22 protein-coding genes and 2 pseudogenes are annotated in these 21,134 nt (G+C 70.2%); 13 read left to right on the top strand and 11 right to left on the bottom strand.

Translation table 11 applies throughout. From position 1 onward, the window contains the following. Window positions 1–401: 401 nt before the first annotated feature. From ACFYT4_RS25660 to ACFYT4_RS25630, 7 genes are all read left to right on the top strand, one after another. The gene (locus ACFYT4_RS25660; protein ID WP_389273477.1) at window positions 402–1,238 is read left to right on the top strand and encodes a Scr1 family TA system antitoxin-like transcriptional regulator; all 837 of its coding nucleotides are present in this window, start codon (window positions 402–404) and stop codon (window positions 1,236–1,238) included. Then, a complete protein-coding gene (locus tag ACFYT4_RS25655; protein ID WP_389273474.1) occupies window positions 1,220–1,408 on the top strand; it encodes a DUF397 domain-containing protein in 189 nt (62 codons plus the stop codon). The genes ACFYT4_RS25660 and ACFYT4_RS25655 overlap by 19 nt, the downstream gene beginning before the upstream one ends. A 69-nt stretch (window positions 1,409–1,477) precedes the next feature. Beyond that, complete coding sequence (locus tag ACFYT4_RS25650) at window positions 1,478–1,870, top strand: Scr1 family TA system antitoxin-like transcriptional regulator (RefSeq protein ID WP_389273472.1); 393 nt, start codon at window positions 1,478–1,480, stop codon at window positions 1,868–1,870. Then, window positions 1,852–2,040: a DUF397 domain-containing protein gene (locus tag ACFYT4_RS25645; protein WP_389273469.1), complete on the top strand. Its 189-nt coding sequence runs from the start codon at window positions 1,852–1,854 to the stop codon at window positions 2,038–2,040. The genes ACFYT4_RS25650 and ACFYT4_RS25645 overlap by 19 nt, the downstream gene beginning before the upstream one ends. Window positions 2,041–2,135: 95 nt before the next feature. Next, on the top strand, window positions 2,136–2,750 hold the full coding sequence (locus ACFYT4_RS25640) for a flavin reductase family protein (protein ID WP_389273500.1): 615 nt from the start codon (window positions 2,136–2,138) through the stop codon (window positions 2,748–2,750). Window positions 2,751–2,847: 97 nt separating this feature from the next. Continuing rightward, the gene (locus ACFYT4_RS25635) at window positions 2,848–3,387 is read left to right on the top strand and encodes an FBP domain-containing protein (protein WP_389273466.1); all 540 of its coding nucleotides are present in this window, start codon (window positions 2,848–2,850) and stop codon (window positions 3,385–3,387) included. A gap of 314 nt (window positions 3,388–3,701) precedes the next feature. Next, entirely contained in the window at window positions 3,702–4,154 is a 453-nt protein-coding gene (locus ACFYT4_RS25630) for a hypothetical protein (RefSeq protein WP_389273463.1), read from the top strand. A 56-nt stretch (window positions 4,155–4,210) separates the two neighbouring features. Here ACFYT4_RS25630 and ACFYT4_RS25625 read toward each other — a convergent pair whose 3' ends face one another. Further along, window positions 4,211–5,383 (bottom strand): MFS transporter, encoded by a 1,173-nt coding sequence (locus ACFYT4_RS25625; RefSeq protein WP_389273460.1) that lies wholly within the window; start codon window positions 5,381–5,383, stop codon window positions 4,211–4,213. Between ACFYT4_RS25625 and ACFYT4_RS25620 the strand changes: the two are divergent. Beyond that, window positions 5,270–5,533: pseudogene (locus tag ACFYT4_RS25620) on the top strand (recombinase family protein); the annotation flags it as partial. The gene ACFYT4_RS25625 and the pseudogene ACFYT4_RS25620 sit on opposite strands and share 114 nt — an antisense overlap. A gap of 105 nt (window positions 5,534–5,638) precedes the next feature. Further along, window positions 5,639–6,574, top strand: a complete 936-nt coding sequence (locus tag ACFYT4_RS25615) for a recombinase family protein (protein ID WP_389273497.1) — start codon at window positions 5,639–5,641, stop codon at window positions 6,572–6,574. Window positions 6,575–6,683: 109 nt separating this feature from the next. Here the strand turns inward: ACFYT4_RS25615 and ACFYT4_RS25610 are convergent, their stop codons facing one another. Continuing rightward, on the bottom strand, window positions 6,684–7,313 hold the full coding sequence (locus ACFYT4_RS25610; RefSeq protein ID WP_389273458.1) for a class I SAM-dependent methyltransferase: 630 nt from the start codon (window positions 7,311–7,313) through the stop codon (window positions 6,684–6,686). A 75-nt stretch (window positions 7,314–7,388) separates the two neighbouring features. Then, on the bottom strand, window positions 7,389–7,889 hold the full coding sequence (locus ACFYT4_RS25605; protein WP_389273455.1) for a glycine-rich domain-containing protein: 501 nt from the start codon (window positions 7,887–7,889) through the stop codon (window positions 7,389–7,391). Between the two features lie 320 nt (window positions 7,890–8,209). On the opposite strand from ACFYT4_RS25605, the gene ACFYT4_RS25600 reads away from it, so the two are divergent. After that, complete coding sequence (locus ACFYT4_RS25600; protein WP_389273451.1) at window positions 8,210–8,983, top strand: helix-turn-helix domain-containing protein; 774 nt, start codon at window positions 8,210–8,212, stop codon at window positions 8,981–8,983. Between the two features lie 115 nt (window positions 8,984–9,098). Here ACFYT4_RS25600 and ACFYT4_RS25595 read toward each other — a convergent pair. Then, window positions 9,099–9,293, bottom strand: a pseudogene (locus ACFYT4_RS25595) (MFS transporter); the annotation flags it as partial. Window positions 9,294–9,352: 59 nt separating this feature from the next. Between ACFYT4_RS25595 and ACFYT4_RS25590 the strand changes: the two are divergent. After that, on the top strand, window positions 9,353–10,360 hold the full coding sequence (locus ACFYT4_RS25590) for a GlxA family transcriptional regulator (protein WP_389273448.1): 1,008 nt from the start codon (window positions 9,353–9,355) through the stop codon (window positions 10,358–10,360). A gap of 193 nt (window positions 10,361–10,553) precedes the next feature. Here ACFYT4_RS25590 and ACFYT4_RS25585 read toward each other — a convergent pair whose 3' ends face one another. The 3 genes from ACFYT4_RS25585 to ACFYT4_RS25575 form a co-directional block, all read right to left on the bottom strand. Then, window positions 10,554–11,603, bottom strand: a complete 1,050-nt coding sequence (locus tag ACFYT4_RS25585) for a Zn-dependent alcohol dehydrogenase (protein ID WP_389273445.1) — start codon at window positions 11,601–11,603, stop codon at window positions 10,554–10,556. Continuing rightward, a complete protein-coding gene (locus ACFYT4_RS25580; RefSeq protein WP_389273442.1) occupies window positions 11,600–12,766 on the bottom strand; it encodes an acyl-CoA dehydrogenase family protein in 1,167 nt (388 codons plus the stop codon). The genes ACFYT4_RS25585 and ACFYT4_RS25580 overlap by 4 nt, the downstream gene beginning before the upstream one ends. Window positions 12,767–12,983: 217 nt before the next feature. Continuing rightward, the gene (locus ACFYT4_RS25575; protein WP_389273439.1) at window positions 12,984–13,889 is read right to left on the bottom strand and encodes an SDR family oxidoreductase; all 906 of its coding nucleotides are present in this window, start codon (window positions 13,887–13,889) and stop codon (window positions 12,984–12,986) included. Window positions 13,890–13,978: 89 nt separating this feature from the next. Here ACFYT4_RS25575 and ACFYT4_RS25570 point away from each other — a divergent pair, with 89 nt between their 5' ends. Continuing rightward, window positions 13,979–14,905, top strand: coding sequence for a cyclase family protein (locus ACFYT4_RS25570; RefSeq protein ID WP_389273436.1), 927 nt, complete (start codon window positions 13,979–13,981; stop codon window positions 14,903–14,905). A 273-nt stretch (window positions 14,906–15,178) separates the two neighbouring features. Here the strand turns inward: ACFYT4_RS25570 and ACFYT4_RS25565 are convergent, their stop codons facing one another. The 4 genes from ACFYT4_RS25565 to ACFYT4_RS25550 form a co-directional block, all read right to left on the bottom strand. Further along, window positions 15,179–15,634, bottom strand: coding sequence for an ATP-binding protein (locus ACFYT4_RS25565; RefSeq protein WP_389273433.1), 456 nt, complete (start codon window positions 15,632–15,634; stop codon window positions 15,179–15,181). A gap of 398 nt (window positions 15,635–16,032) precedes the next feature. Next, window positions 16,033–17,037: an acyl-CoA dehydrogenase family protein gene (locus ACFYT4_RS25560; protein ID WP_389273430.1), complete on the bottom strand. Its 1,005-nt coding sequence runs from the start codon at window positions 17,035–17,037 to the stop codon at window positions 16,033–16,035. A 1-nt stretch (window position 17,038) separates the two neighbouring features. Then, a complete protein-coding gene (locus tag ACFYT4_RS25555; protein WP_389273427.1) occupies window positions 17,039–18,184 on the bottom strand; it encodes an acyl-CoA dehydrogenase family protein in 1,146 nt (381 codons plus the stop codon). Further along, window positions 18,184–19,383 carry an amidohydrolase family protein gene (locus tag ACFYT4_RS25550; RefSeq protein ID WP_389273424.1) on the bottom strand — a complete coding sequence of 400 codons (1,200 nt, stop codon included), beginning with the start codon at window positions 19,381–19,383 and terminating at the stop codon, window positions 18,184–18,186. The genes ACFYT4_RS25555 and ACFYT4_RS25550 overlap by 1 nt, the downstream gene beginning before the upstream one ends. A 172-nt stretch (window positions 19,384–19,555) precedes the next feature. On the opposite strand from ACFYT4_RS25550, the gene ACFYT4_RS25545 reads away from it, so the two are divergent. Then, complete coding sequence (locus tag ACFYT4_RS25545; protein WP_389273494.1) at window positions 19,556–21,055, top strand: class I adenylate-forming enzyme family protein; 1,500 nt, start codon at window positions 19,556–19,558, stop codon at window positions 21,053–21,055. The last annotated feature ends 79 nt before the right edge of the window (window positions 21,056–21,134 follow it).

Here is a 21,134-nt window from a genome sequence, read left to right as displayed (position 1 = left end):
CACCGGGATCGTGCCCGTTCCGTATGCCCGCAACCCGGACCACACCCCCCAGACCGGACGACTCACCCCAGAGCGACTTCATGCCGGGACCCTGGTCCGGTGCTGGTAGCCGGCCATGTTGTCCGCCTTTCATAGACATCCGCTTTCCTTGCCCCGTCACGTTCCCCGTTGAACGGTGGTCTCCGGAAGGACTTCGCAGGTCACAAAGGCAGGGTGAGAAAGGATCGCCGCTTTCACATGACTCCGCCCCGAGGCCGTGGAAGGGCACCCATGGGCACAAGCATTCGACAATCGCCTGACGGCGCGGCCTGTCTTGCCCGATTGATTCTCCCGAAAGTCGGCGGCAGTACCGGCAGCGGGGACTAGCCTCACAACCCGGATGTGAAAGAAGGAGGTTGACGGTGGCCAAACGCAAGCAGGGCCCCGCACAAACGCCCCGCGAATTCCTCTCCGAGGAGTTACGCCTGCGTCGCGCGGAACACCAGATGACACAGGCCAAGCTCGCCGAGCTGCTGTTCTGCGCGGAGTCCCTGGTCGCCCAGATCGAGACGGGCGCGCGGAACATGCGGCCGGAGCTGGCGAAGCAGGTCGATGCCGTGTTCCAGTCCGGCACGCTGTTCCACCGCTTGGCGCTCACCGCTCAGAAAGCCGGGCATGTCGATTACTTCGCAGATGCAGTGGAGGCGGAGCAGACCGCAACCTCCATCTGCCATTACGCGCCTACGGTGATCCCAGGGTTGCTACAAACAGCGGACTACGCGAACGCAGTCACATGGGCCACCGATCCGTGCGGCGATCAAGATGCTGTCGCCGCCACGGTCCGGGCTCGACTCAACCGGGCGCAGATCCTGCGCGAGCCCGACCCCCGACTTTGGGTAATCATGCATGAAACGGCCTTGCGCATGGTGGTGGGAGGGCCGACGGTAATGGCAGATCAACTGAGGTACGTGACCAGTCTGATGCGAGGGCGGCGCGCGGTCGTGCAGGTAGTGCCATTCACTGCCGGTCCGCATGCGCCCATGGGTTGCATGGCCAGCATCATGTCGTTCATCGATGCACCGGATGTCGCCTACGTCGAGGGCCCTCACACGGGGCAACTGATCGATGAACCCGGTCTCGTTGCGAAGTACACGAGGTCATACGATCTGGCAAGGGCCGTCGCACTGTCGCCGGAGGCGTCCCTGACTTTGATCGAATCGGCGGCGGAGGACTACGAGAGATGGACGAGCGAGACGTAAGCACTGCGGTATGGCGGAAGTCGAGCCACAGCAATGGTGAAGGTGGAGATTGCGTCGAGGTAGCTGATGGACACCCCGGCGCCGTCCCCGTACGGGACTCCAAGAATCCACACGGGCCCAGCCTCCTCATAGGCACGGCCGCCTGGGTGACGTTCCTCGGCTCGCTGTAGAGCGCGGCAGTCCCCCGGCCCCCGGGCCACCGCCCGGGGGTCTTCACATCTGACGGTTCGTCAGCTTCAATGAATGTGCGATGGGACACGCCGCCATGGCCGCCACCGCCGTCCGGCCTACGGACGAAAGTGGGCAGCCACTCGGTAATGGCGGCTCAGCTCCGATACCTGGCAGAGCTGGCACGGTCACACAAGGCGCTCATCCAGGTCGTCCGCTTCCTCGATGGAGCCCACGCCCCCATGGGCAGCATGCTGCATCTCCTGACCTTCGCCGACGCGCCACCCATGGCATACAGCGAAGGGGCCCATACAGGCCACCTCACGGACGAACCAGCCCTCGTCGCCAGGCACTTCAGGTCCTACGATCTCGCAAGGGCAGTCGCGCAGCCGCCGGAGGCGTCCCTGGCTCTGATCGAATCGGCGGCGGAGGACCATGAGAGACAATGCCAACAGAAGACCTGAACGTCCCTAAATGGCGGAAGTCGAGCTACAGCAACGGCGAGGGCGGCGAGTGCGTCGAGGTAGCCGACGGCTACCCCGGCGCCGTCCCCGTACGAGACTCCAAGAATCCAGGCGGGCCCAGCCTGCTCATAGGCACGGCCGCCTGGGTGACGTTCCTCGGCTCGCTGTAAAGCGCGGCGGTTCCCCGGCCCCCGGGCCACCGCCCGGGGGTCTTCACATCTGACGATCCGTCAGCTTCAATGAAGGTGTGATGGGACACGCCGCCATGGCCGCCACCGCCGTCCGGTACCTCCGTTCCGTCGGGGCGCCCACGGCCACCGGGCCGGACGCCACGACCGCCGCCGAGCGGTTCGGCGTACTGCCGCGCCCCGGACTGCGGGCCGTCGGCGACGACGAGCGCCTGCCGCTCGACCCGGCGGAGTTCCGGCGGGTGCTCGGGAACTTCCCGACCGGGGTCACCGTCATCACCACCCACGACGAGAACGGCCCCGCCGGGTTCGCCTGCCAGTCGTTCTCCTCGCTGTCGCTCGATCCGCCGCTGATCGTGTTCATGGTGGGGCGTACGTCGACGACCTGGCCGCGCATCGCCCGCGCCGGGGCCTTCTGCGTCAACGTCCTCGGCGAGGAGCAGGGCGGGCTGTGCCGGGGCTTCGCGGTGAGCGGGGCGGACAAGTTCGCCGGGGTGGCACACGGGCCCGCGCCGGTGACCGGGTCGCCGCTGCTGGAGGGCGCTCCGGCGTGGGTGGACTGCTCCGTCCAGGCCGTGCATACCGGGGGCGATCATCTGATCGTGGTGGGGCGGGTGGAGGCGCTGGGGGCGTCCGGGGAGAGCGAGCCGCTGGTGTTTCACCGGGGGGCGTTCCGCCGCCTCGGCGACTGACCGGCGGCCGTACGGAGCCGGGCCCGCCCATGGCCGAGGAGTCCTCCGCGGCCGGGCCCACCCTGCACGGGAAGGCCTCCTCGGCCGGGAAAACCGGATGCTCAGGCTCCCCGCCCTGTGTAGCGTCCGGTGGGTGGACCCCCTCAGTGACCAACAGATCCGCACCTCCTTCGTGAACTGCACGAAGGGCGAGGCGAAGCGCCTCCGGCTGCCCCTCGACTTCGCCGATCTGCCCTGGCAGGACCTCGATTTCCTCGGCTGGATCGACCCGGGTGCCCCCCTGCGCGCCTATCTCGTCATCCCGGGGACGACGGGCGGTCCGCTCGGCCTGAGCCTGCGTGTGCCGGGCACCACCAACACCGGGGCGTTCAAGTCCAGCATCTGCAATGTCTGCCTGACCGGGCACGCCTCCTCCGGTGTGACCCTGCTCGTCGCCCCGCTGGCCGGGGCGCGCGGCCGGCAGGGCAGCAGCGTCGGGCTGTATCTGTGCGCCGATCTCGCGTGCTCCCTCTACATCCGTGGCATCCGGCAGCCGAAGCTGCGGTTCGTCCGGAACGAGGAGAGCCTGACGGTGGACGAGAAGATCACGCGGGTGATGGGGAATCTGGAAGCGTTCGCCGCGAAGGTCACGGCCTGAGGGTTGTTCCGCAGGGGGTTGTTCCGCATGCCCGCGCACGTCCGTGGCGTGCAGGTGCCGTAAGCCATGCCTCCGGTGAACCCGGCGGCCCGGCCCCGGCCGTGACCCGTACGTCTCCAGCCGCGTTTCGTGCATCCTCCAGCCGCGTGTCCCGTGCGTCCTCCAGCGTCTCGTACGTACCCCGGCGGGTCTCTCCCCGGTGACGGCGCTCCGAATATCACGCGGCTGACCAGTCACCCGACAGCAACTGGGCCCGGAGTCCACCGCGTTGTTACAGGTGTCAGTTGTTTCTCTCCCCACACCAGGAGGAACCTTTGAGGAAGCGCATGTTCGCTCTCGCCGGGGTCATGGCCGTCGCAGCCATGCCGGCGCTCGCCACGCCTGCCAGTGCCGTCACACGCTGCGAGACCACCGATGCGAGGTACGTCGCCAACATCCAGCTCGTCGCGAAGATCTGCGTGGAGAGGCACCCCTCCACAGGGAAATTCCAGTCAAGGGTAACTCTGAGCTGGACAAAACTGAACAACCCCGGCGGGTTCACGCAGTTCGAGGTCTACACGCGCCTGGAGCGGAACGACGCCATGCTGGAAGGCAGGAGCTGCGACGATTTCAAGACCTGGATCAACAGCAGGGACAGTGGCGCGGAGACGTGTGCGACCTCCTGGAGCACCCGTAACCCGCCCCTCACGGGCGACGGGACGATCTACTACAACACCGGCCCGGGCCAGAGGACCTGGGAGCTCCCGGGGACGTCCGCCATCCGCTAGCGGATCGCCGCCGCGAAGGCCGGTACCGCACAGCTCACCGCCGCTCGGCCGGGATGTCATCGGGACGTCCCGGCCGGGTCCCCGGCGGCCGGGGACAGCGCCGGAGCCAGGACCGGCAGCGGCTCGCGCCGGATCACCAGGGCCATCAGCGCCGCGACCGCGCACAGCGCGCCCGAGGCGTACCAGATGACGTCGTACGAGCCGAACACATCCCGTGACACCCCGCCCGCGAACGCGACCACCGCCGCGCCCACCTGGTGCGAGGCCAGGACCCAGCCGAAGACGATCGCGCTGTCCTCGCCGTAGTGCTCCCGGCACAGGGCGATCGTCGGCGGGACGGTCGCCACCCGGTCCAGACCGTAGAAGACGATGAAGAAGATCATCGGGGGCTGGACGGTGGGCGCGAGCAGCATCGGCAGGAACAGCAGGCTGACGCCCCGCAGCGCGTAGTAGACGGCGAGCAGCCGGCGGGGCTCGTAGCGGTCGGTGAGCCAGCCGGACGCGACCGTGCCGATGACGTCGAAGACGCCGATCACCGCGAGCAGCGACGCCGCCGCCGTGATCGCCATGCCGTGATCGTGGGCGGCGGGCACGAAGTGGGTCTTGACCAGGCCGTTCGTGGACGCGCCACAGATCGCGAAGGTCCCGGCGAGCAGCCAGAACGGTCCCGTGCGGGCCGCCTTGACCAGTACGGTCACCGCCCGGCGCGCGGCCCCCGGCACCGGGGGCGGCTTGGGTGTGAACCCCTCGGCGCCGTACGCCGCGAGCCCCACGTCCGCCGGGTGGTCCCGCAGCAGCAGCCACACGAAGGGCACGACGACGAGTGCGGAGAGCGCGACGGTGACGGCGGCCGGGCGCCAGCCGTGGTCCTCCACCAGCCAGGACAGCACGGGGAGGAAGACGAGCTGCCCGGAGGCCCCGGCCGCGGTGAGGATGCCGGTGACCAGACCCCGGCGCCGGACGAACCAGCGGTTGGCGACGGTCGCGGCGAAGGCGAGGGCCATCGTGCCGCTGCCGAATCCGACGAGGATGCCCCAGTACAGCATCAGCTGCCAGGACGCCGTCATGAACACCGTCAGGCCGGAGCCGACCGCGATCACCGTGAGGGCGACCGCCACGACCCGGCGTATGCCGAAACGGTCCATCAGAGCCGCCGCGAACGGTGCCGTCAGCCCGTACAGCGCGAGGTTGACCGAGACCGCGAAGCCGTCGCGATCCTCTGCTGGCACACCGACAGGCTCGTACGCAAGACCGAAGACCTGTTGCGGGTGATCGCGCTCGGTGTCAACGTCCACGCCATCCATGCCGGACACCTGGATCTCGCGACTCCGGCCGGGCGGGCGACGGCCAAGACGGTCACGGCGTGGGCGGAGTACGAGGGCGAGCAGAAGGCACTGCGGCAGAAGGCGTCGAACCTTCAGGCAGCGAAGAACGGCAAGCCGCACAAGGCGGGCTTGCGAACCTTCGGGTACGCCGACGACTACGTGACCGTGGTCGAGGACGAGGCGGAAGCGATTCGCAAAGGTGCCGAGATGGTCCTTCGGGGCGAGACCCTGGCGGCCGTCGCCCGCTACTGGACCGGCCTCGGTCTGCTCGCTCCCCGTTCGTCGTCCGGCACGGCGAAGGACGAGGCCAAGGGGTGGGGCGTAGGCGGAGTGAAGAAGGTGCTCATCTCCCCTCGGTACATCGCTCAATCCACCTACCGGGGCGAAGTGGTGGGCGAGGGCCAGTGGCCCGCGATCCTGGACGAGGTGACGCACTACGGCCTCGTGTCGGCACTGACGAACCCCAAGCGGTTCACGGGCGGTGCGCGTACCGGCTCGGCCCCTCAGACCCTGCTCGCCGGACTGGCCGCGTGTGAGCGTTGCGGAGAGACCGTGCGAGGCGGCATGTACCGAGGGACTCCTGTCTACCGCTGCGGACAGAAGCACGTACGCGTTCCGCGAGAGCTGGCCGACAAGCGAGCCGGTAACGCGGTCCTCGCGCGGATCGTCTTCCCGGACTTCCTGCCCTGGGTCCTTGCCGCTCGACAGGAGGAGGGAGACGATTCGGCCCACCTTCACCAGGAGGCGCAGGCCCTGCGGGAACGGCTCGACGGGTTGGCCGTGGCCTACGCCTCGGGGTCCATCTCCCTGTCGCAGATGACGGCCGGTACCGAGGCGATCCGGGCCAGGCTGAGCGAGATCGACGAGAAGCTGTCCGGTGTCACTGGCCTGCCCCCGATCGACCCCGTGTCGGGCATCGCTGGCCTGATTCAGGACTGGCCGAACACTCCACTCCCCGCCCGTCGAGCGTGGGTCAAATTCGTCACCACGATCACGATGCACCCGAACGGCTTCAAGAAGGCGGCGAAGATGACCGTGGACGACTACATGACCGTGGAGTGGAACCACATCGCCGACGACGAACCCGACGCGTAGCCTGCCCCGCTCGACTCGCGCCCCGCTCTCACCCGAGGGCGGGGCTTCGTCGTCCCGCCCGACACTGGCGATCAAGCAAGGAAATCCCCCCGAGCTGGGGGCCATGTGGTCAGGCCGCCGAGGCGCGGACAAGCATCGTGCCCACGGCCCTGCCTTCTGGCGGGTCGATCAGAGACGCACGCACATCAGAGAAGCCGTGCCCCTCCAGGATGCGTTCCCACTCTTCCGGGGTGCGGTCGTGCCGCAGTCCGGCGTTGGCGGGCTTGGGCCCCTGGCTGCCTGGGGGCAAGTGCGAGAAGGCCAGGATGCCGCCCGGCGCCATGCGCGAGCGGATCAGCGGGAGCAGGGTGTCCGGATCGACGAACCACACGGCACCGAAGATCGACAGCACGAGATCGAACGTCTCGTCCGTCTCGCTCAGGAACGCCGTCGCCTCCACCGTACGGAACTCAAGGCCCGGCAGCTCCCCCCAGCGCTCCCGTGCGACCGTCTCGCGAGCGGGTGCTACGTCCACCCCCAGACCTGTCGCGCCAAGCGTCACCAGGTGCGCGAGGTTACTGCCGCTCCCTGAGCCGAGTTCCAGCACCCTGCGCCCGGCCGCAGGACCCAGAACGGTCTCGTCCGGCCCGTGATCGGCGTACTGAGTCCAGTTCAGCCAGGTCATCTCACCCTTGGCGTTCACGGTCCGGCGTGGCTTGCTCCCGACCGCGTACCTGTCCCAGGACTCAGCCAATGACATGCGGTGATCCTTTCCGGCAAGAGGGGCCCACCCCCAACGTACGGGGACAGGCCCCAACTCACTTGCTGCTCAGCGCTACTTGGGCGAGTCGTGGCACCCGGCGTGGCACTGGTTGCAGTCGGCCGCGTCCTCCTTGCCCCACAGGTCGGGGTCGATCTCGAACCCGGCCGCCTTGATGGCCTTGATCGTCTGTTCCAGGACGAGCGGGCCGCCGGTCTTGAGGTCGTGGCCGTCCAGCGTCGCCTTGTCGTCGCTGACGCACTGGACCCCGGCCACCGACCCCGGAAGCTCCGGAACGTGGTGGATGTACCGGCCGAAGTGCCGGTTGGTGAAGTGGTGGTACGGGATCGAGTCGAGTATGAACGAGTGCCATGCCTCGTCCACCTGCCCAGACGGGCCCATGAGAAGGTCCGGGTTCTCGCCGCACGTGACCAGGTAGGCGATGGCCTGCCCGAACTTGGCTTCTGCCAGTTCGCGCGTGTTCTCCGGGTTGCGGAGGAGGAGGGACACCTCCCGCTCCCACACGTCCGGGGTGACGTACGCCTTCGGGTCGCGGATCACTACTACCGTGCTCATGCTGACTTGCCTCCACGTATTGGGGTTCCGTGGTGCTCCGGTTACGTCGTCCACCCACGCACTTGGGACACAGGCACGGCGGCATGAGGCCAGTAGCGAGAGGCTCCCCGCCCTCACCCTCGTACAGGGTTCGCGGCTCGGTCCGAGTGCCGTCGGCTCTCACCGTGTAAGCGCTGATGTGGATGGACATGGCGTCCATGTTCCGGATCGGTGGCGACCATCGCGGCGACGTTCAAGGCGTCCCTCGGACGTCATGTCGACGTCAGCCCGAGGGCGTCAAACCGGTGTCATTGGAAGCGGGACGTGGCTACCCTCGGATCATGACGACTACGGCCGAGCGTGAGCGAATCCCCAATGACGTGCTGACCTCCGTACGCAAGTCGATGAACCTCAGCCAGGACGAGTTCGCCCAGGGCCTGCGTCGCGCGGGCGAGGAACTGGGGGAGCCGAACGACGCCTCCAAGCGACTCGTGCAACGCTGGGAGTCCGGGGAGACCAGGACATGCCGCCCGCTGTACGCACGGGCACTGAAGCAGCTCACCGGCCGCACCCCCGAGTCACTGGGGTTCGCGATCCCGATGACACGCGTCCACTCGGACGGGGCAGGAGGCCACGACATGGAGGCTGGGGAAGTCGGCACGGCTGACGCTGCCACAAGCCCGGAGCTGGAGCCGCAGAGCGAGTACGCGGGCATCTGGCTGTCCCGGTACGAGTTCTACTCGTCCAGCCGTGACGAGACGTTCGACTGCAAGCACCACGTCGTGATCGTCCAGCACGGCAACCGGCTGACAGCCCAGAGCCTGCCCGGAGCGTCGACCAACCCCGACAGCCCGTTGTCCCTGGATCTCACCGTCGACCGGAACGTCGTCACTGGTACATGGACTGAACAGACAGCGACCGACGGGTACTACCAGGGCGCCCGATACCACGGTGCGATTCAGCTACTCATCGAGCCGACAGGCCGACGCATGGCGGGCAAGTGGGTCGGGTTCGGCAAAGACTTCGACGTGAACACGGGCCCTTGGGAGCTGCGCCTACTCGACCGATCGACAGGCCGCGCGAGCATCGAGCGGTACTCGACTACACCGCAGTGAGCGATCGGGGCGCTCCCCTGTGGAACCGCCCTGTACGGGCGCCATGCCGCCGAGCCCGCCCCGACCGGTTGCCAGCAGAGACGCAAGGCCGAGCCTCAAGTTCCCCCAAGCATCACCACGCGAACTCCTCGTGCAGCGGCTCGATCAGCAGCCCGGGGAGTGACGCGAAGGCGGCGGCGCCGGTGATCGTCACGAAGGTGACGGCGGCGACGTACCAGGCGCGGTGGATGCCGCGCGGGAACCGCCGGGGCCGGGGCGGGAGGCGGTGGGGTCGCGCGATCTCGGGGGTCTCGGTCACGACATCCAGCATCCGGGGGCCGCTTCGCCCGATCGAGTGGCCCGAGGGACAGTATTCGATAGGATCGGGCCATGGCCGCCGTACCGCAGGAGAACCCGCGCGGGGCACCGCACCGGGTCGCCGTGCTCGCCTTCCCCGGGGTCATCCCCTTCGAACTGAGCATCCCCCACCGGATCTTCGGCCGTGCCTTCTCCGCGGGCGGCGAGCCGCTGTACGAGGTGATCACCTGCACCGCCGTCCCCGGCCCCGTCTCCACCACGGCCGACTTCGCGGTGTACGTGGACCGCGGCCCGGAAACGCTGGGCGAGGCGGACACGGTGATCGTTCCGGCCGCGTACGAACCCCCCGAACTCTTCAGGGAGGGCCGCCTCCCCGGGGGACTCGCCGAGGTCCTCGGCCAGATCCGCCCCGGCACCCGGCTGGCCTCCATCTGCACCGGCAGTTTCCTGCTGGCCGCGGCGGGGTATCTCGACGGCCGGCCGGCCACCACGCACTGGTCCTGGGCGGACCGGCTCCAGCGGCTGTTCCCCTCCGTCCGGGTCGATCCCGACGTGCTGTACATCGACGACGGCGACGTCCTCACCTCGGCGGGTGTCGCGGCCGGGATCGACCTCTGTCTGCACATGGTCCGGCGCGACCACGGGGCGGCCGTCGCCAATGACGTGGCCCGGCGCAGTGTCGTGCCTCCGCACCGGGACGGCGGCCAGGCGCAGTACATCCGGCGCCCGGTCCCGGAGGCACGGTCGGCGACGACGTCCATGGCCCGCGACTGGGCGCTGGAGCGGCTGCACGAGCCGATCCGGCTCCGGGACATGGCGGAGCGGGAGTCCATGAGCGTACGCACCTTCACGCGCCGCTTCCGGGAGAAGGTCGGCGTGAGCCCCGGGCAGTGGCTCACCCGCCAGCGGGTGGAGCGGGCGCGGCACCTGCTGGAGTCCACGGATCTCTCGGTCGACCAGGTGGCACGGGACTCGGGTTTCGGCACGGCGCAGTCGATGCGGCAGCACGTGCAGGCGGTGCTGGGGGTGGCGCCGACGGTGTACCGCCGGACGTTCCGGGCGGATGGGGCGGGGGTGTGAGCGGTGCTCGCGCTCCGGAGCAGGAGCGGCGCGAGCACCGCCCCGTAAACAGAGCACCGCTCCAGAACGAGAACTCCGTAAACAGAGCACCGCTCCAGAACGAGAACTCCGTAAACAGAGCACCGCTCCAGAACCAGAGCTCCGTAAACAGAGCACCGCTCCAGAACCAGAGCTCCGTAAACAGAGCACCGCTCTAGAACGTGAGCACCCCACGGGCCACGCGGCCCTCGTGGGCGTCGGACGCCGCCTTGGCGAAGTCCTCGACCGGGTAGGTCCCGGTGATGAGTTCATCCAGCAGGAGCGTGCCGTTCCGGTACATCTCGGCGTAGAGCGCGATGTCGTGCTGCGGGCGCGACGAACCGTAACGGCACCCCAGGATCGACTTGTCCAGGAACATCGCCGCCGGCAGGAACGTCGCCTCCGCCGTCGGCGCGGCCATCCCGAGCAGAATCGCCTGGCCGCCCCGGTCGAGCAGGTCGACCGCCTGCCGGATGAGCCCCGTGTGCCCGACGCACTCGAAGACATGGTCGGCCCCGCCGGCCAGCACGCTCGCAACTTCCGGCACCGCCCCCAGGAAGTGCGTCGCGCCGAATCTCCGGGCCACCTCCTCCTTCGCCGGGTTGGTGTCCACCGCCACAATCACGGACGCTCCCGCGATCCGGGCGCCCTGGAGGACGTTCAGCCCGATGCCTCCCGTCCCGATCACCACCACCGTGTCCCCGCGGCCGACCTTCGCCCTGTTCAGGACGGCTCCGACGCCCGTCAGCACCCCGCAGCCGATGAGCGCGGCCGATGTCAGCGGGATGTCCTTGGGGATCCGCACCGCCTGGACCGCCTTGACGATCGTGCGTTCGGCGAAGGCGGAGTTGGACGCGAACTGGTAGACGCTCTCGCCGCCGCGCGAGAAGGGACGGCCCGGGCGGCCGATCGCCTTGCGGCACATCGTGGGGCGGCCGCGGTCGCAGTCGCCGCACGCACCGCAGTTCGCCAGGGTGGACAGCGCCACATGGTCCCCCGCCGCCACGTGCCCGACGCCCGGACCCACCGCCTCCACCACACCGGCGCCCTCGTGCCCGAGGACCACCGGCACGGGGAAGGGGATCGTCCCGTCGATCACCGACAGATCGCTGTGGCACAGCCCCGCCGCCGCGACCGCCACCAGGACCTCCCCCGGCCCCGGATCCCGTATCTCCAGGTCGTCGACGACCCGGGCCTGCTTGCCGTCGAAGACGACGCCTCTCATCCGGTCTCCCTCGGTAGGCCGAGTACCCGCTCGGCGATGATGTTGCGCTGGATCTCGTCCGAGCCGCCGTAGATGGTGTCGGCGCGGGTGAAGAGGAACATCCGCTGTCCGGCGTCGAGTTCGTACGGCCGCTCATCGCTCCAGTCGCCCGGCCCGACGGTCGCGCCCGGTCCGCGTACGGCCATCGCCAGCTCACCGAGCCGCTGGTGCCAGCCGCCCCAGAGCAGCTTGGCCACGCTGGGCGCGCCGGGGTCGCCCCCGGTGCCGAGGGTGCGCAGGGCGTTCCAGCGCATGGTGCGCAGTTCGGCCCACTGGCGCACGATGCGTGCCCGGATCTCGGGATCGCCGGCGGCCCCCGTCGCCACGGCCGTACGGATCACCTCGTCCAGCTCCGCCTCGAAGCCGATCTGCTGGACGAGGGTGGACACCCCGCGTTCCAGGGCGAGGAGACCCATGGCGACCTGCCAGCCGTTGCCCTCGCCGCCGACGAGATGTCCGGCGCGGGCGACGGCGCCGTCGAAGAAGACCTCGTTGAACTCGCTGGTGCCGGTCAGCTGCCGGATGGGCCGTACCTCGACCCGGCCGGGCTGGTCCATGGGCACGAGCAGGAACGACAGCCCGCGGTGGCGGCTGGATCCCGCTTCGGTGCGGGCCAGGACGAAGCACCAGTCGGCGTCCTGGGCGAGCGAGGTCCAGATCTTCTGGCCGGTGACGCGGTAGGTGTCCCCGTCGCGTACGGCGGTGGTGCGCAGGCCCGCGAGGTCGGAGCCGGCGCCGGGTTCGCTGTAGCCCTGGCACCACAGTTCCTCGCCGCGGGCGACGGGCGGCAGGAACCGGTCCTTCTGTTCCCGGGTGCCGAAGGCGATGAGGGTGGGCGCGAGGAGGTTCTCGCCGATGTGGCCGACCCGGCCCGGGGCGCGGGCGCGGGCGTACTCCTCGGCCCAGACGACCTGCTGGGACAGGGTGGCGGGCCGGTTGCCCCAGCCGTCCTCGGCCCAGCCGATGCCGATCCACCCGGCGGCGCCGAGCTGCCGTTCCCACTCACGGCGGACGCGGAGCCCCAGGTGCTCGCTGCCGGGGCCGCCCCCGACACCGCGGTGGGATGCGCGCAGATGGGTGTGCAGCCAGGCGCGGGCTTCGGCGCGGAAGGCGGTGTCGTCCATGCGTGTGCCCTTCTTTGTGCGGGTGCCGATTGCGGGTGCCGGTCGCGGGTGCGGATGGCCTGGCGCGCGGGCCCCGGGAAGCCTCTGGTTCTCCTCGGGGCTCCGCCCCGGACCCCGCGCCTCAAACGCCGGCGAGGCTGAATATGAACCCGAGCCCCAAACCTCGGCGAGGCTGAATGCGGCCCCGCCATCGCGAAGGCCGGCGAGCGCGGCCTTGTCAGGTGTTGGGGCGCTCGCCCGCTCTGGCCGCGCGGGCCATGTCCTCCAGGACCGCGAGCATCGGCATCGGGTCGGTGCCGACCGTGCCGGGGAGGAAGTCCGCGATCTTCTCCGGGGTCCAGGAGCCCTCGGCGTAACCCGCGCGCAGTTCCCTCGGCTGGGCCCAGACCGCGATTTTGGGGCCGGCGATCGTATAGACCTGGCCGGTGATCTGGCGGGCCCGGTCGGAGAGCAGATAGACCACGAGCGCCGCGACGTCCTCGGGTTCGCCGATCTCCTTCAGCTCCATGGGGACGTTGGCGGACATCCGGGTACGGGCCACGGGGGCGACGGCGTTCGCGGTGACGCCGTACTTGTGCAGCCCCAGCGCGGCGCTGCGGACCAGTGAGATGATCCCGCCCTTCGCGGCGGAGTAGTTGGCCTGGGCGACCGAGCCCTGGTGGTTGCCGCTGGTGAAGCCGAGGAGGGTGCCCGAGCCCTGCTTGCGCATCACCGCGCTCGCTGCCCGGAAGACGGTGAAGGTCCCCTTGAGATGGGTCGCGACGACCGGGTCCCACTCCTCCTCGGACATGTTGAAGAGCATGCGTTCGCGGAGGATGCCCGCGACGCAGACGACACCGTCGATCCGCCCGTACTCGGCGAGCGCGACGTCCACGAGCCGCTGCCCGCCCGCCATGGTGGCGATGTCGTCGGCGACGGCGACGGCCGTGCCGCCCGCCGCCTCGATCTCGCGGACGACGGCGTCGGCGACGTCGGACGCCGGTTCGCCGCCCTCGATGGAGACGCCGTAGTCGTTGACGACGACCTTCGCGCCCTCGGCCGCCGCGGCCAGGGCGACGGCGCGGCCGATGCCGCGCCCCGCTCCCGTGACGGCGACGACCTTGCCTGCCAAGAAGTTCCCCACGCCCGGCCCCTTCCCGCGATTTCTGACGGACCGTTAGATTCTACGGTCAGTCAGACAGTCGAGCACAACCCCTAGGAGGCCCGATCCCGATGTCACTGCCACCGGAGTTCCACGAGATCGCCAAGCGCGTGAACAACTGGGGCCGTTGGGGGGAGGCGGACGAGATCGGCACCCTCAACCTGATCACCGACGAGGTCGTACGCAAGGCCGCGGCCACCGTCAGGACGGGCCGGCGCCTCCCCCTCGCGCTGCCGCTCCAGCAGGACGGCGTGCAGACCGGACTCATCCCGGGCCGGGTGAACCCCCTGCACACGATGGTGCAGATCAACCACGAGATGTTCGGCCCGGGCACGGTCGCGACCAGCGACGACGCCGTGACGATGGGCCTTCAGGCGGCCACGCACTGGGACGCGCTGACCCATGTATCCCACGGCGGGCGGATCTACAACGGCCGCCCGGCGGGCACGGTCACCGCACACGCGGGTGCGCGGTTCAGCGGCATCGACAAGGTGCCGTACCTCGTCTCCCGGGGCGTGCTGCTGGACGTGGCCCGGGCGAAGGGGCTGGACCGGCTCGATCCGGCGCACGCGGTGACGCCGGAGGATCTCGACGAGGCGGCGGAGTTCGGCGGGGTCACGGTCGGGGCGGGGGACATCGTGCTGGTGCGCACCGGTCAGGCGCAGGTGCTGCTCGGCGGCGACAAGCACGGGTACGGCTTCCCGTCACCGGGGCTGTCCGTGCGTACGCCGGAGTGGTTCCACGCCCGCGATGTCGCCGCGGTCGCGAACGACACCCTCACCTTCGAGATCATCCCGCCCGAGATCGAGGATCTGTGGCTGCCGGTGCACGCGCTGGACCTGGTCGAGATGGGCATGCTCCAGGGCCAGAACTGGAATCTGGAGAACTTGTCCACAGCCTGTGGAGAAGAGGGGCGGTACGCGTTCTGGCTGTCGGCGATGCCGGAGCCCTTCGTCGGCGGTACGGGAACACCCGTCGCCCCCGTCGCCGTCTTCTAGAGCCCGCGGCCCGAGACGCCCGTCCGCCACCCGAGACGCTCGCGCGCCGTGCCCGCGCTCCCGCAAGAGGGGCGCTCGGCCGGGCGCAGGTCCGGGGCGCGGCGCGGAGACGGCGCGGATCGCCGCTGTGGACGGCCGACGGATCCGGGGAGCGGGCGTCCCACCGGCGTACGGCGGAGTGCGGACCACGCCGACGACGGGCGCCCGGCACCGGGACCGCGCGCCCACCGCCCGGCCGTACCGCGGCCCTACCGGCCCCCCGCCGCCACCGCGCTACCGCCGTACCGTCGCAAGACCCCGGGGCCCGCGCACGTACGCCATCTCCGGTACGCCCCGGTCCACCTCGCACCAGATCGCCTTGCCGGCGCCCTCACGCTCCCAGCCCCAGCGGTCGGCGAGCCCGTCGACCAGTTCGAGGCCGCGGCCGTTGGTGTCGTCGTCGTCCGCGCTGCGGCGCCGCGGGGGGCGGGAGCAGTTGTCGGCGACCTCGACCCGGACCGTGCCGGCCTCCGCCGCGCCCGCGCCGAAGAGCATGCGCAGCACGGCGGGGCAGCCGGTGTGCACCACGGCGTTGGTGACCAGCTCCGAGATCAGCAGGATCAGGGTCTCGGCCAGCGGCTCGTCGTCCCCTATCCCGGATCCGACGAGCCGCGAACGCGCCCATCTCCGGGCCCGCCCCACCTCCGCGGGATCGGGTCCGACCTCCAACTGAACCTGGAGCACCTGCACCGCTCACACCATCCGAACCGGCGGACACATCGCCTCGCGCCTCGACTGGGTCATCGACAACCTCGACCAGGTCACTGAACGTGACTCCCTTACGAGACAGCATGGTTGACGTACAGTCACCGCAACAAGCGCTTCGGGCATATTCCAGCGCCAAGGAGTACCCGTGGTGCATACTGTGCGACGCCCGTTGCGGGGAGTCGAACAGAGGCTCGCGACCCGCTCATCCATAGCGTGAGCGGCGCGCATTCCCGGACCCGGAGCCGCCTCATCGGCAACACCGTGACATCCCCGCCTCGGAACGACTCGCATCTCACGGAGCGTACCGGAGCGACGCCCCGGCGACGGCCCGTGACGAGTCATCCGAAGGACACAACCCGGTATCGACACAACGTGACGCTTCAGAGTGCTATGGCGAGAGCTTCCGCCTGGATCTCCTCCGCCTCGGCCGCGGTGGGCCACATCCGGGCGCGGACCCAGGCCCGTTTGAGATGCAGATGGACGTCGGCCTCCCAGGTGAAGCCCATGCCTCCGTGGACCTGGAGGCAGTCGCGGGCATTGCGTACGGCGGCGTCGTCCGCGAGGAGTTTGGCCCCGGCGATCTCGGTGGGGTCCCCGGTGACGGCGGCGGCGTAGACGGCGCAGCGGGCGAGTTCCGTGCGTACGAGCATCTGAGCACACAGATGCTTCACGGCCTGGAACGCGCCCACGGGCTGCCCGAACTGCTCGCGTTCCTTGGCGTATCGCACGGCCATGCCGGTCGTCCGGTCCGCGCTGCCGAGCTGTTCGGCGGCGGTGAGGAGGGCGGCGACCGGGTCGGGGGTTCCCCGGGCGGCCACCCGGTGGAGCGGGGTGAGAGGGTCGACGGACCGCAGGGGCACGGCCCCGGCCGCGCCCCCACCGCCCGGATCCCCGCCGGTGGCCTGATCGTGCCCGCCGCCCGGATCCCCGCCGGTGACCTGGTCGGCCGCGCCCGTGACGTGGCCGCCGTCCGTGACGTGGTCGTCCCCGCCGGTGGCCTGGTCGGCCGCGCCCGTGACGTGGTCGGCCGCGTCGAGCCAGGCGACGAGCCCGGAGTCGACGCGGGCGACGACCGCTTCCCCGGTGGCGGCCCCCTCCACGGTCCCGGCCGCGAGATGGGTGGCCACCAGCGGGCCGGGCAGGAGCGTCCGCCCGGCCTCCTCGAAGACGAGGACGGCCTCCACCGTGCCGAGCCCGACCCCGCCGCGCTCCTCGGGGAGCCGCAGGGAGAAGAACCCGGCGTCGCCGAGGGCCCGCCACAGGTCCCGGTCGAGCGCGCCCGTGCCGACCGCCGCCCGCAGCGCCTCCCCGTCGAACACCCGCTCCAGCAGCTCACGGACGCCCGCGCGCAGCGCGCGCTGGTCGTCGGAGAGTTGGAAGTCCATGTCATCCACCGCCCTTGGGGGGTTTCGGCAGGCCGAGGATGCGCTCGGCGATGATGTTCTGCTGGATCTGGGAGGTGCCCGCGGCGATGGTGTACGAGAGCGAGGAGAGCCGGTCGAGGGTCCACTCGTGGCCGAGGTCCAGGGACTCGGCCCCCAGGACGTCGGCGGCCGTGTCGTACAGCTCCTGGCGGGCGTGGGAGTAGCGGAGCTTGAAGACGGAGCCGCCGGTGCCGGGGACACCGCCGGTGCGCTGGGACTCGCTGACGTTCCACTGGGTGAGCCGCCACAGCGCGCGGAACTCGGCGTGCAGACGGCCCAGCCGGCGCCGCAGGACCGGATCGTCCCAGCGCCCGCCCGCGCGGGCGGCGGCGGCGAGGGCGCCCAGGGTACGGCGGCAGGCGACGACCTCGCCGACGAAGGCGGTGCCCCGCTCGAAGGAGAGGGTGACCATGGTGACGCGCCAGCCGTCGTTCTCGTCGCCGATCCGGTGGGTGACCGGCACCCGTACCTCGTCGAGGAACATCTCCGCGAACTCCGTCGATCCGGCGAGCGTGCGCAGCGGCCGTACGGTGACGCCGGGCGCGTCCATCGGCAGGGCGAGCCAGCTGATGCCCCGGTGTCTGGGGGCGTCGGGGTCGGTCCGTACGAGCAGTTCGCACCAGTCGGCGACCTCGGCGTGGGAGGTCCAGATCTTGGAGCCGGTGACGACGTAGGAGTCCCCGTCCCGGACGGCCTTGGTGCGCAGGGACGCCAGGTCGGATCCGGCGTCCGGTTCGCTGAAGCCCTGGCACCAGATCTCGTCGCCGCGCAGGATCGGCGGCAGCCACCGTTCGCGCTGGGCCGCCGAGCCCTCGGCGGCGATCGTGGGTCCGGCGTGCAGCAGGCCGACGAAGTTCGCGCCGACGTAGGGCGCGCCGGCGAGTTCGGTCTCCTCCAGGAAGATCAGGCGCTGGGTGGGGGACGCGTCCCAGTGGAGGTCCGCGTATCCGGCGTCGTACAGCATCCGCTGCCAGGCGGTGTCGTACGCCCGGCGGCCCGGCCAGTCGTCGGGGGACGGCTTCGGGGGCAGCCGGTGCAGCGCGGTGCCCAGCCAGGTCCGCAGCCGGGCCCGGAAGTCCTCTTCCTCCTCCGTGTACGTGAGATCCACTAGCGGTCCCGGTCCAGGTCGAGGCCCAGCATGCGGATGGCGTTGCCGCGCATCAGCTTGTAGACCGTCTCGTCGTCGAGCCCCTTCACATGGTCGAGCGCGACCTCCTTGGTGTGCGGGAACGTCGAGTCGACATGGGGGTAGTCGGTCTCGAAGGTGGCGTTGTCGCGGCCGACGACGTCCAGGGACGCGATCCCGTGCTTGTCGCGGAAGAAGCAGCAGAAGATCTGCCGGTAGTAGTACGTGGACGGCGGCTCGGGGATCAGGTCCCGGACCCCGCCCCAGGCCCGGTGCTCCTCCCACACGTCGTCGGCGCGCTCCAGGGCGTAGGGGATCCAGCCCATCTGGCCCTCGCTGTACGCCAGCTTCAGCGCCGGGAACTTCACCAGTACGCCGCTGAAGAGGAAGTCCATCATCGAGGCCATGGCGTTGTTGAAGCTGAGGGACGCCTGGACGGCGGGCGGCGCGTCGGGGGAGGCGGCCGGCATCTGGGAGCTGGACCCGATGTGCATGTTGACCACCGTGCCGGTCTCCTGGCAGACGGCGAAGAACGGGTCCCAGTAGCCCGAGTGGATCGACGGCAGCCCGAGGTAGGTCGGGATCTCGGAGAAGGTCACGGCGCGCACGCCCCGGGCCGCGTTGCGCCTGATCTCGGCGACGGCGAGGCCGATGTCCCACAGCGGGATGATGCAGAGCGGGATCAGCCGTCCGCCGCTGTCGCCGCACCACTCCTCCACCATCCAGTCGTTGTACGCCCGCACACAGGCGAGCGCGACCTCCTTGTCGTGCGCCTCGGCGAAGGTCTGGCCGCAGAAGCGCGGGAAGGTGGGGAAGCAGAGGGACGCCTCGACGTGGTTGAGGTCCATGTCGGCGAGGCGGGCCTGCGGGTCCCAGCAGCCCCGGCGCATCTGCTCGCGGGTGATGCCTTCGAGTGTCATCTCGTCCCGGTCGAAGCCGACGGCGGCGATATTGCGCTTGTACGGGAACTTCAGGTCCTCGTAGATCCACCAGTCGGTCGGCGGACCGTCGGGGTCCATGGTGATCTGGTACTTTCCGCCGATGTACGCCAGCTCTCCGATGCCCGCGGTGAGCGGCTTCGGCCCCCTGTCGCGGTATTTCGCCGGGAGCCAGGTCTCGAAGAGGTGCGCGGGTTCGATGACATGGTCGTCGACGCTGACGATCCGAGGAAGTCCGGTCATGGTGCGTGTCCCCTCCGCCGTGCCGTGCGTGCCTGCCCTGAATGGCGAATCTGATGACTCGTCAGAAATCAGGCTAGCCCCGCACCCCTGGACCGACAAGCGGGAGCGGCCTACCCTCTCCAGAATGCCTGACGATCCGTCAGCTCTTGTCGTATTCGTGGAGGCGTACGGGATGAACGAGACCGCGCACGCGCTCGGCCGATCGCGCACCCTGTGGGAACTGGTCCGGCGGCGCGCCGAGCTGACCCCCGGGCGCCCGGTCTTCCTCCAGGGCGACCGGACGCTGACCTTCGGCGAACTGCGCGACCGGGCCGAGGAGTGCGCCGCCGGGCTGTACGGGCTCGGGGTGCGCCCCGGCACGGTGGTCGCCTGGCAGCTGCCCACCCGGATCGAGACGGCGCTGCTCACCGCCGCCCTCGCCCGGATCGGAGCCGTGCAGTCGCCGGTCATCCCGTACTACCGCGACCGCGAGGTGGGGTTCGCGCTGCGCGAGTCGAAGGCGGAGTTCTTCGCGGTGCCGGGCGAGTGGCGGGGCTTCGACCACACGGCGATGGCGGAGCGCGTCGGCGCGCGGGGGGTGTTCGAGGCGTACGGGCGGCTGCCGTCGGGCGACCCCTCGGTCCTGCCACCCGAGCCGGCCGACGGCACCGAGGTGCGGTGGATCTACTGGACCTCGGGCACCACCTCCGACCCCAAGGGCGTGCTGCACACCGACCGTTCCCTGATCGCGGGGGGATCGACCCTCGCCCACGCGCTGCGGCTGTCCGAGGACGACATCGGCTCGATCGCCTTCCCCTTCGCGCACATCGGCGGCGCGGACTATCTGGTGATGCTGCTGCTGTACGGGTTCCCCGCGGTCCTCTTCGAGAAGTTCGCGCTGCCCGGTGCGCTGGAGGAGTACCGCCGCCACGGTGTGACCACGGCGGGCGGCTCGACGGCCTTCTACTCGATGTTCCTCGCCGAGCAGCGCAAACGGCCCGGAGAGAAACTGATCCCCACCCTGCGGCTGCTGGCGGGCGGGGGCGCGCCGAAGCCGCCGGAGCTGTACCACGCCGTCGTACGGGAGATGGGCTGCCAGCTCACCCACGGCTACGGCATGACCGAGGTCCCCATGATCACGATGGGCGCGCCGGACGACTCGGCGGAGAACCTGGCGACGACGGAGGGACGCCCGCCCGAGGGCATGGAGATCCGTATCGTCGACGGCGAGGTGCGGCTGCGGGGCGAGGCCGTCTGCCGGGGGTATCTCGACCCGGCGCAGTCGGCGGGCGTCTTCGACGAGGACGGCTTTCTGATCACGGGCGACCTCGGGCATCTGACCGGGGACGGCCATCTCGTGCTGACGGGACGGCTGAAGGACGTCATCATCCGCAAGGGCGAGAACATCTCCGCGAAGGAGATCGAGGACCTGCTGCACGCGCACCCCGGCATCACGGACGCGGCGGTGATCGGCCTGCCGGACCAGGACCGGGGCGAGCGGGTGTGCGCCGTGGTGGAACAGCCCCCGGGGGCCGGGGAACTGACCCTGGAGGCGCTCACGGCCTATCTGCGCGGCGAGGGGCTGTCCCCGTACAAACTCCCCGAGCAGCTGGAGGTGGTGGACGTGCTGCCGCGCAACGAGACCTTGCGGAAGGTGCTGAAGTACAAGCTGCGGGAACGGTTCTCCGGGTAAGGGCTCCGGGCGGTGGAGTCCGGGGGCCGCGGCGCCGGCGCCCCTGACGACGGACGGCGGGTGCCGCGGCCACCGCTAC

Source organism: Streptomyces sp. NPDC004609, from assembly GCF_042873655.1.
In the GTDB taxonomy this organism is placed as follows: domain Bacteria; phylum Actinomycetota; class Actinomycetes; order Streptomycetales; family Streptomycetaceae; genus Streptomyces.
This window is presented reverse-complemented; position numbering and strand designations above follow the sequence as displayed.

What these genes read in the sequence shown, in the direction of transcription:
- ACFYT4_RS25585 (WP_389273445.1), bottom strand. Translation starts at nt 11,603, where the DNA reads ATGAGAGGCGTCGTCTTCGACGGCAAGCAGGCCCGGGTCGTCGACGAC.
- ACFYT4_RS25650 (WP_389273472.1), top strand. Translation starts at nt 1,478, where the DNA reads ATGAATGTGCGATGGGACACGCCGCCATGGCCGCCACCGCCGTCCGGC.
- ACFYT4_RS25600 (WP_389273451.1), top strand. Translation starts at nt 8,210, where the DNA reads ATGACGACTACGGCCGAGCGTGAGCGAATCCCCAATGACGTGCTGACC.
- ACFYT4_RS25545 (WP_389273494.1), top strand. Translation starts at nt 19,556, where the DNA reads ATGAACGAGACCGCGCACGCGCTCGGCCGATCGCGCACCCTGTGGGAA.
- ACFYT4_RS25560 (WP_389273430.1), bottom strand. Translation starts at nt 17,037, where the DNA reads ATGGACTTCCAACTCTCCGACGACCAGCGCGCGCTGCGCGCGGGCGTC.
- ACFYT4_RS25610 (WP_389273458.1), bottom strand. Translation starts at nt 7,313, where the DNA reads ATGTCATTGGCTGAGTCCTGGGACAGGTACGCGGTCGGGAGCAAGCCA.
- ACFYT4_RS25640 (WP_389273500.1), top strand. Translation starts at nt 2,136, where the DNA reads ATGGCCGCCACCGCCGTCCGGTACCTCCGTTCCGTCGGGGCGCCCACG.
- ACFYT4_RS25570 (WP_389273436.1), top strand. Translation starts at nt 13,979, where the DNA reads ATGTCACTGCCACCGGAGTTCCACGAGATCGCCAAGCGCGTGAACAAC.
- ACFYT4_RS25605 (WP_389273455.1), bottom strand. Translation starts at nt 7,889, where the DNA reads ATGAGCACGGTAGTAGTGATCCGCGACCCGAAGGCGTACGTCACCCCG.
- ACFYT4_RS25645 (WP_389273469.1), top strand. Translation starts at nt 1,852, where the DNA reads ATGCCAACAGAAGACCTGAACGTCCCTAAATGGCGGAAGTCGAGCTAC.
- ACFYT4_RS25550 (WP_389273424.1), bottom strand. Translation starts at nt 19,383, where the DNA reads ATGACCGGACTTCCTCGGATCGTCAGCGTCGACGACCATGTCATCGAA.
- ACFYT4_RS25655 (WP_389273474.1), top strand. Translation starts at nt 1,220, where the DNA reads ATGGACGAGCGAGACGTAAGCACTGCGGTATGGCGGAAGTCGAGCCAC.
- ACFYT4_RS25590 (WP_389273448.1), top strand. Translation starts at nt 9,353, where the DNA reads ATGGCCGCCGTACCGCAGGAGAACCCGCGCGGGGCACCGCACCGGGTC.
- ACFYT4_RS25635 (WP_389273466.1), top strand. Translation starts at nt 2,848, where the DNA reads ATGCTCAGGCTCCCCGCCCTGTGTAGCGTCCGGTGGGTGGACCCCCTC.
- ACFYT4_RS25580 (WP_389273442.1), bottom strand. Translation starts at nt 12,766, where the DNA reads ATGGACGACACCGCCTTCCGCGCCGAAGCCCGCGCCTGGCTGCACACC.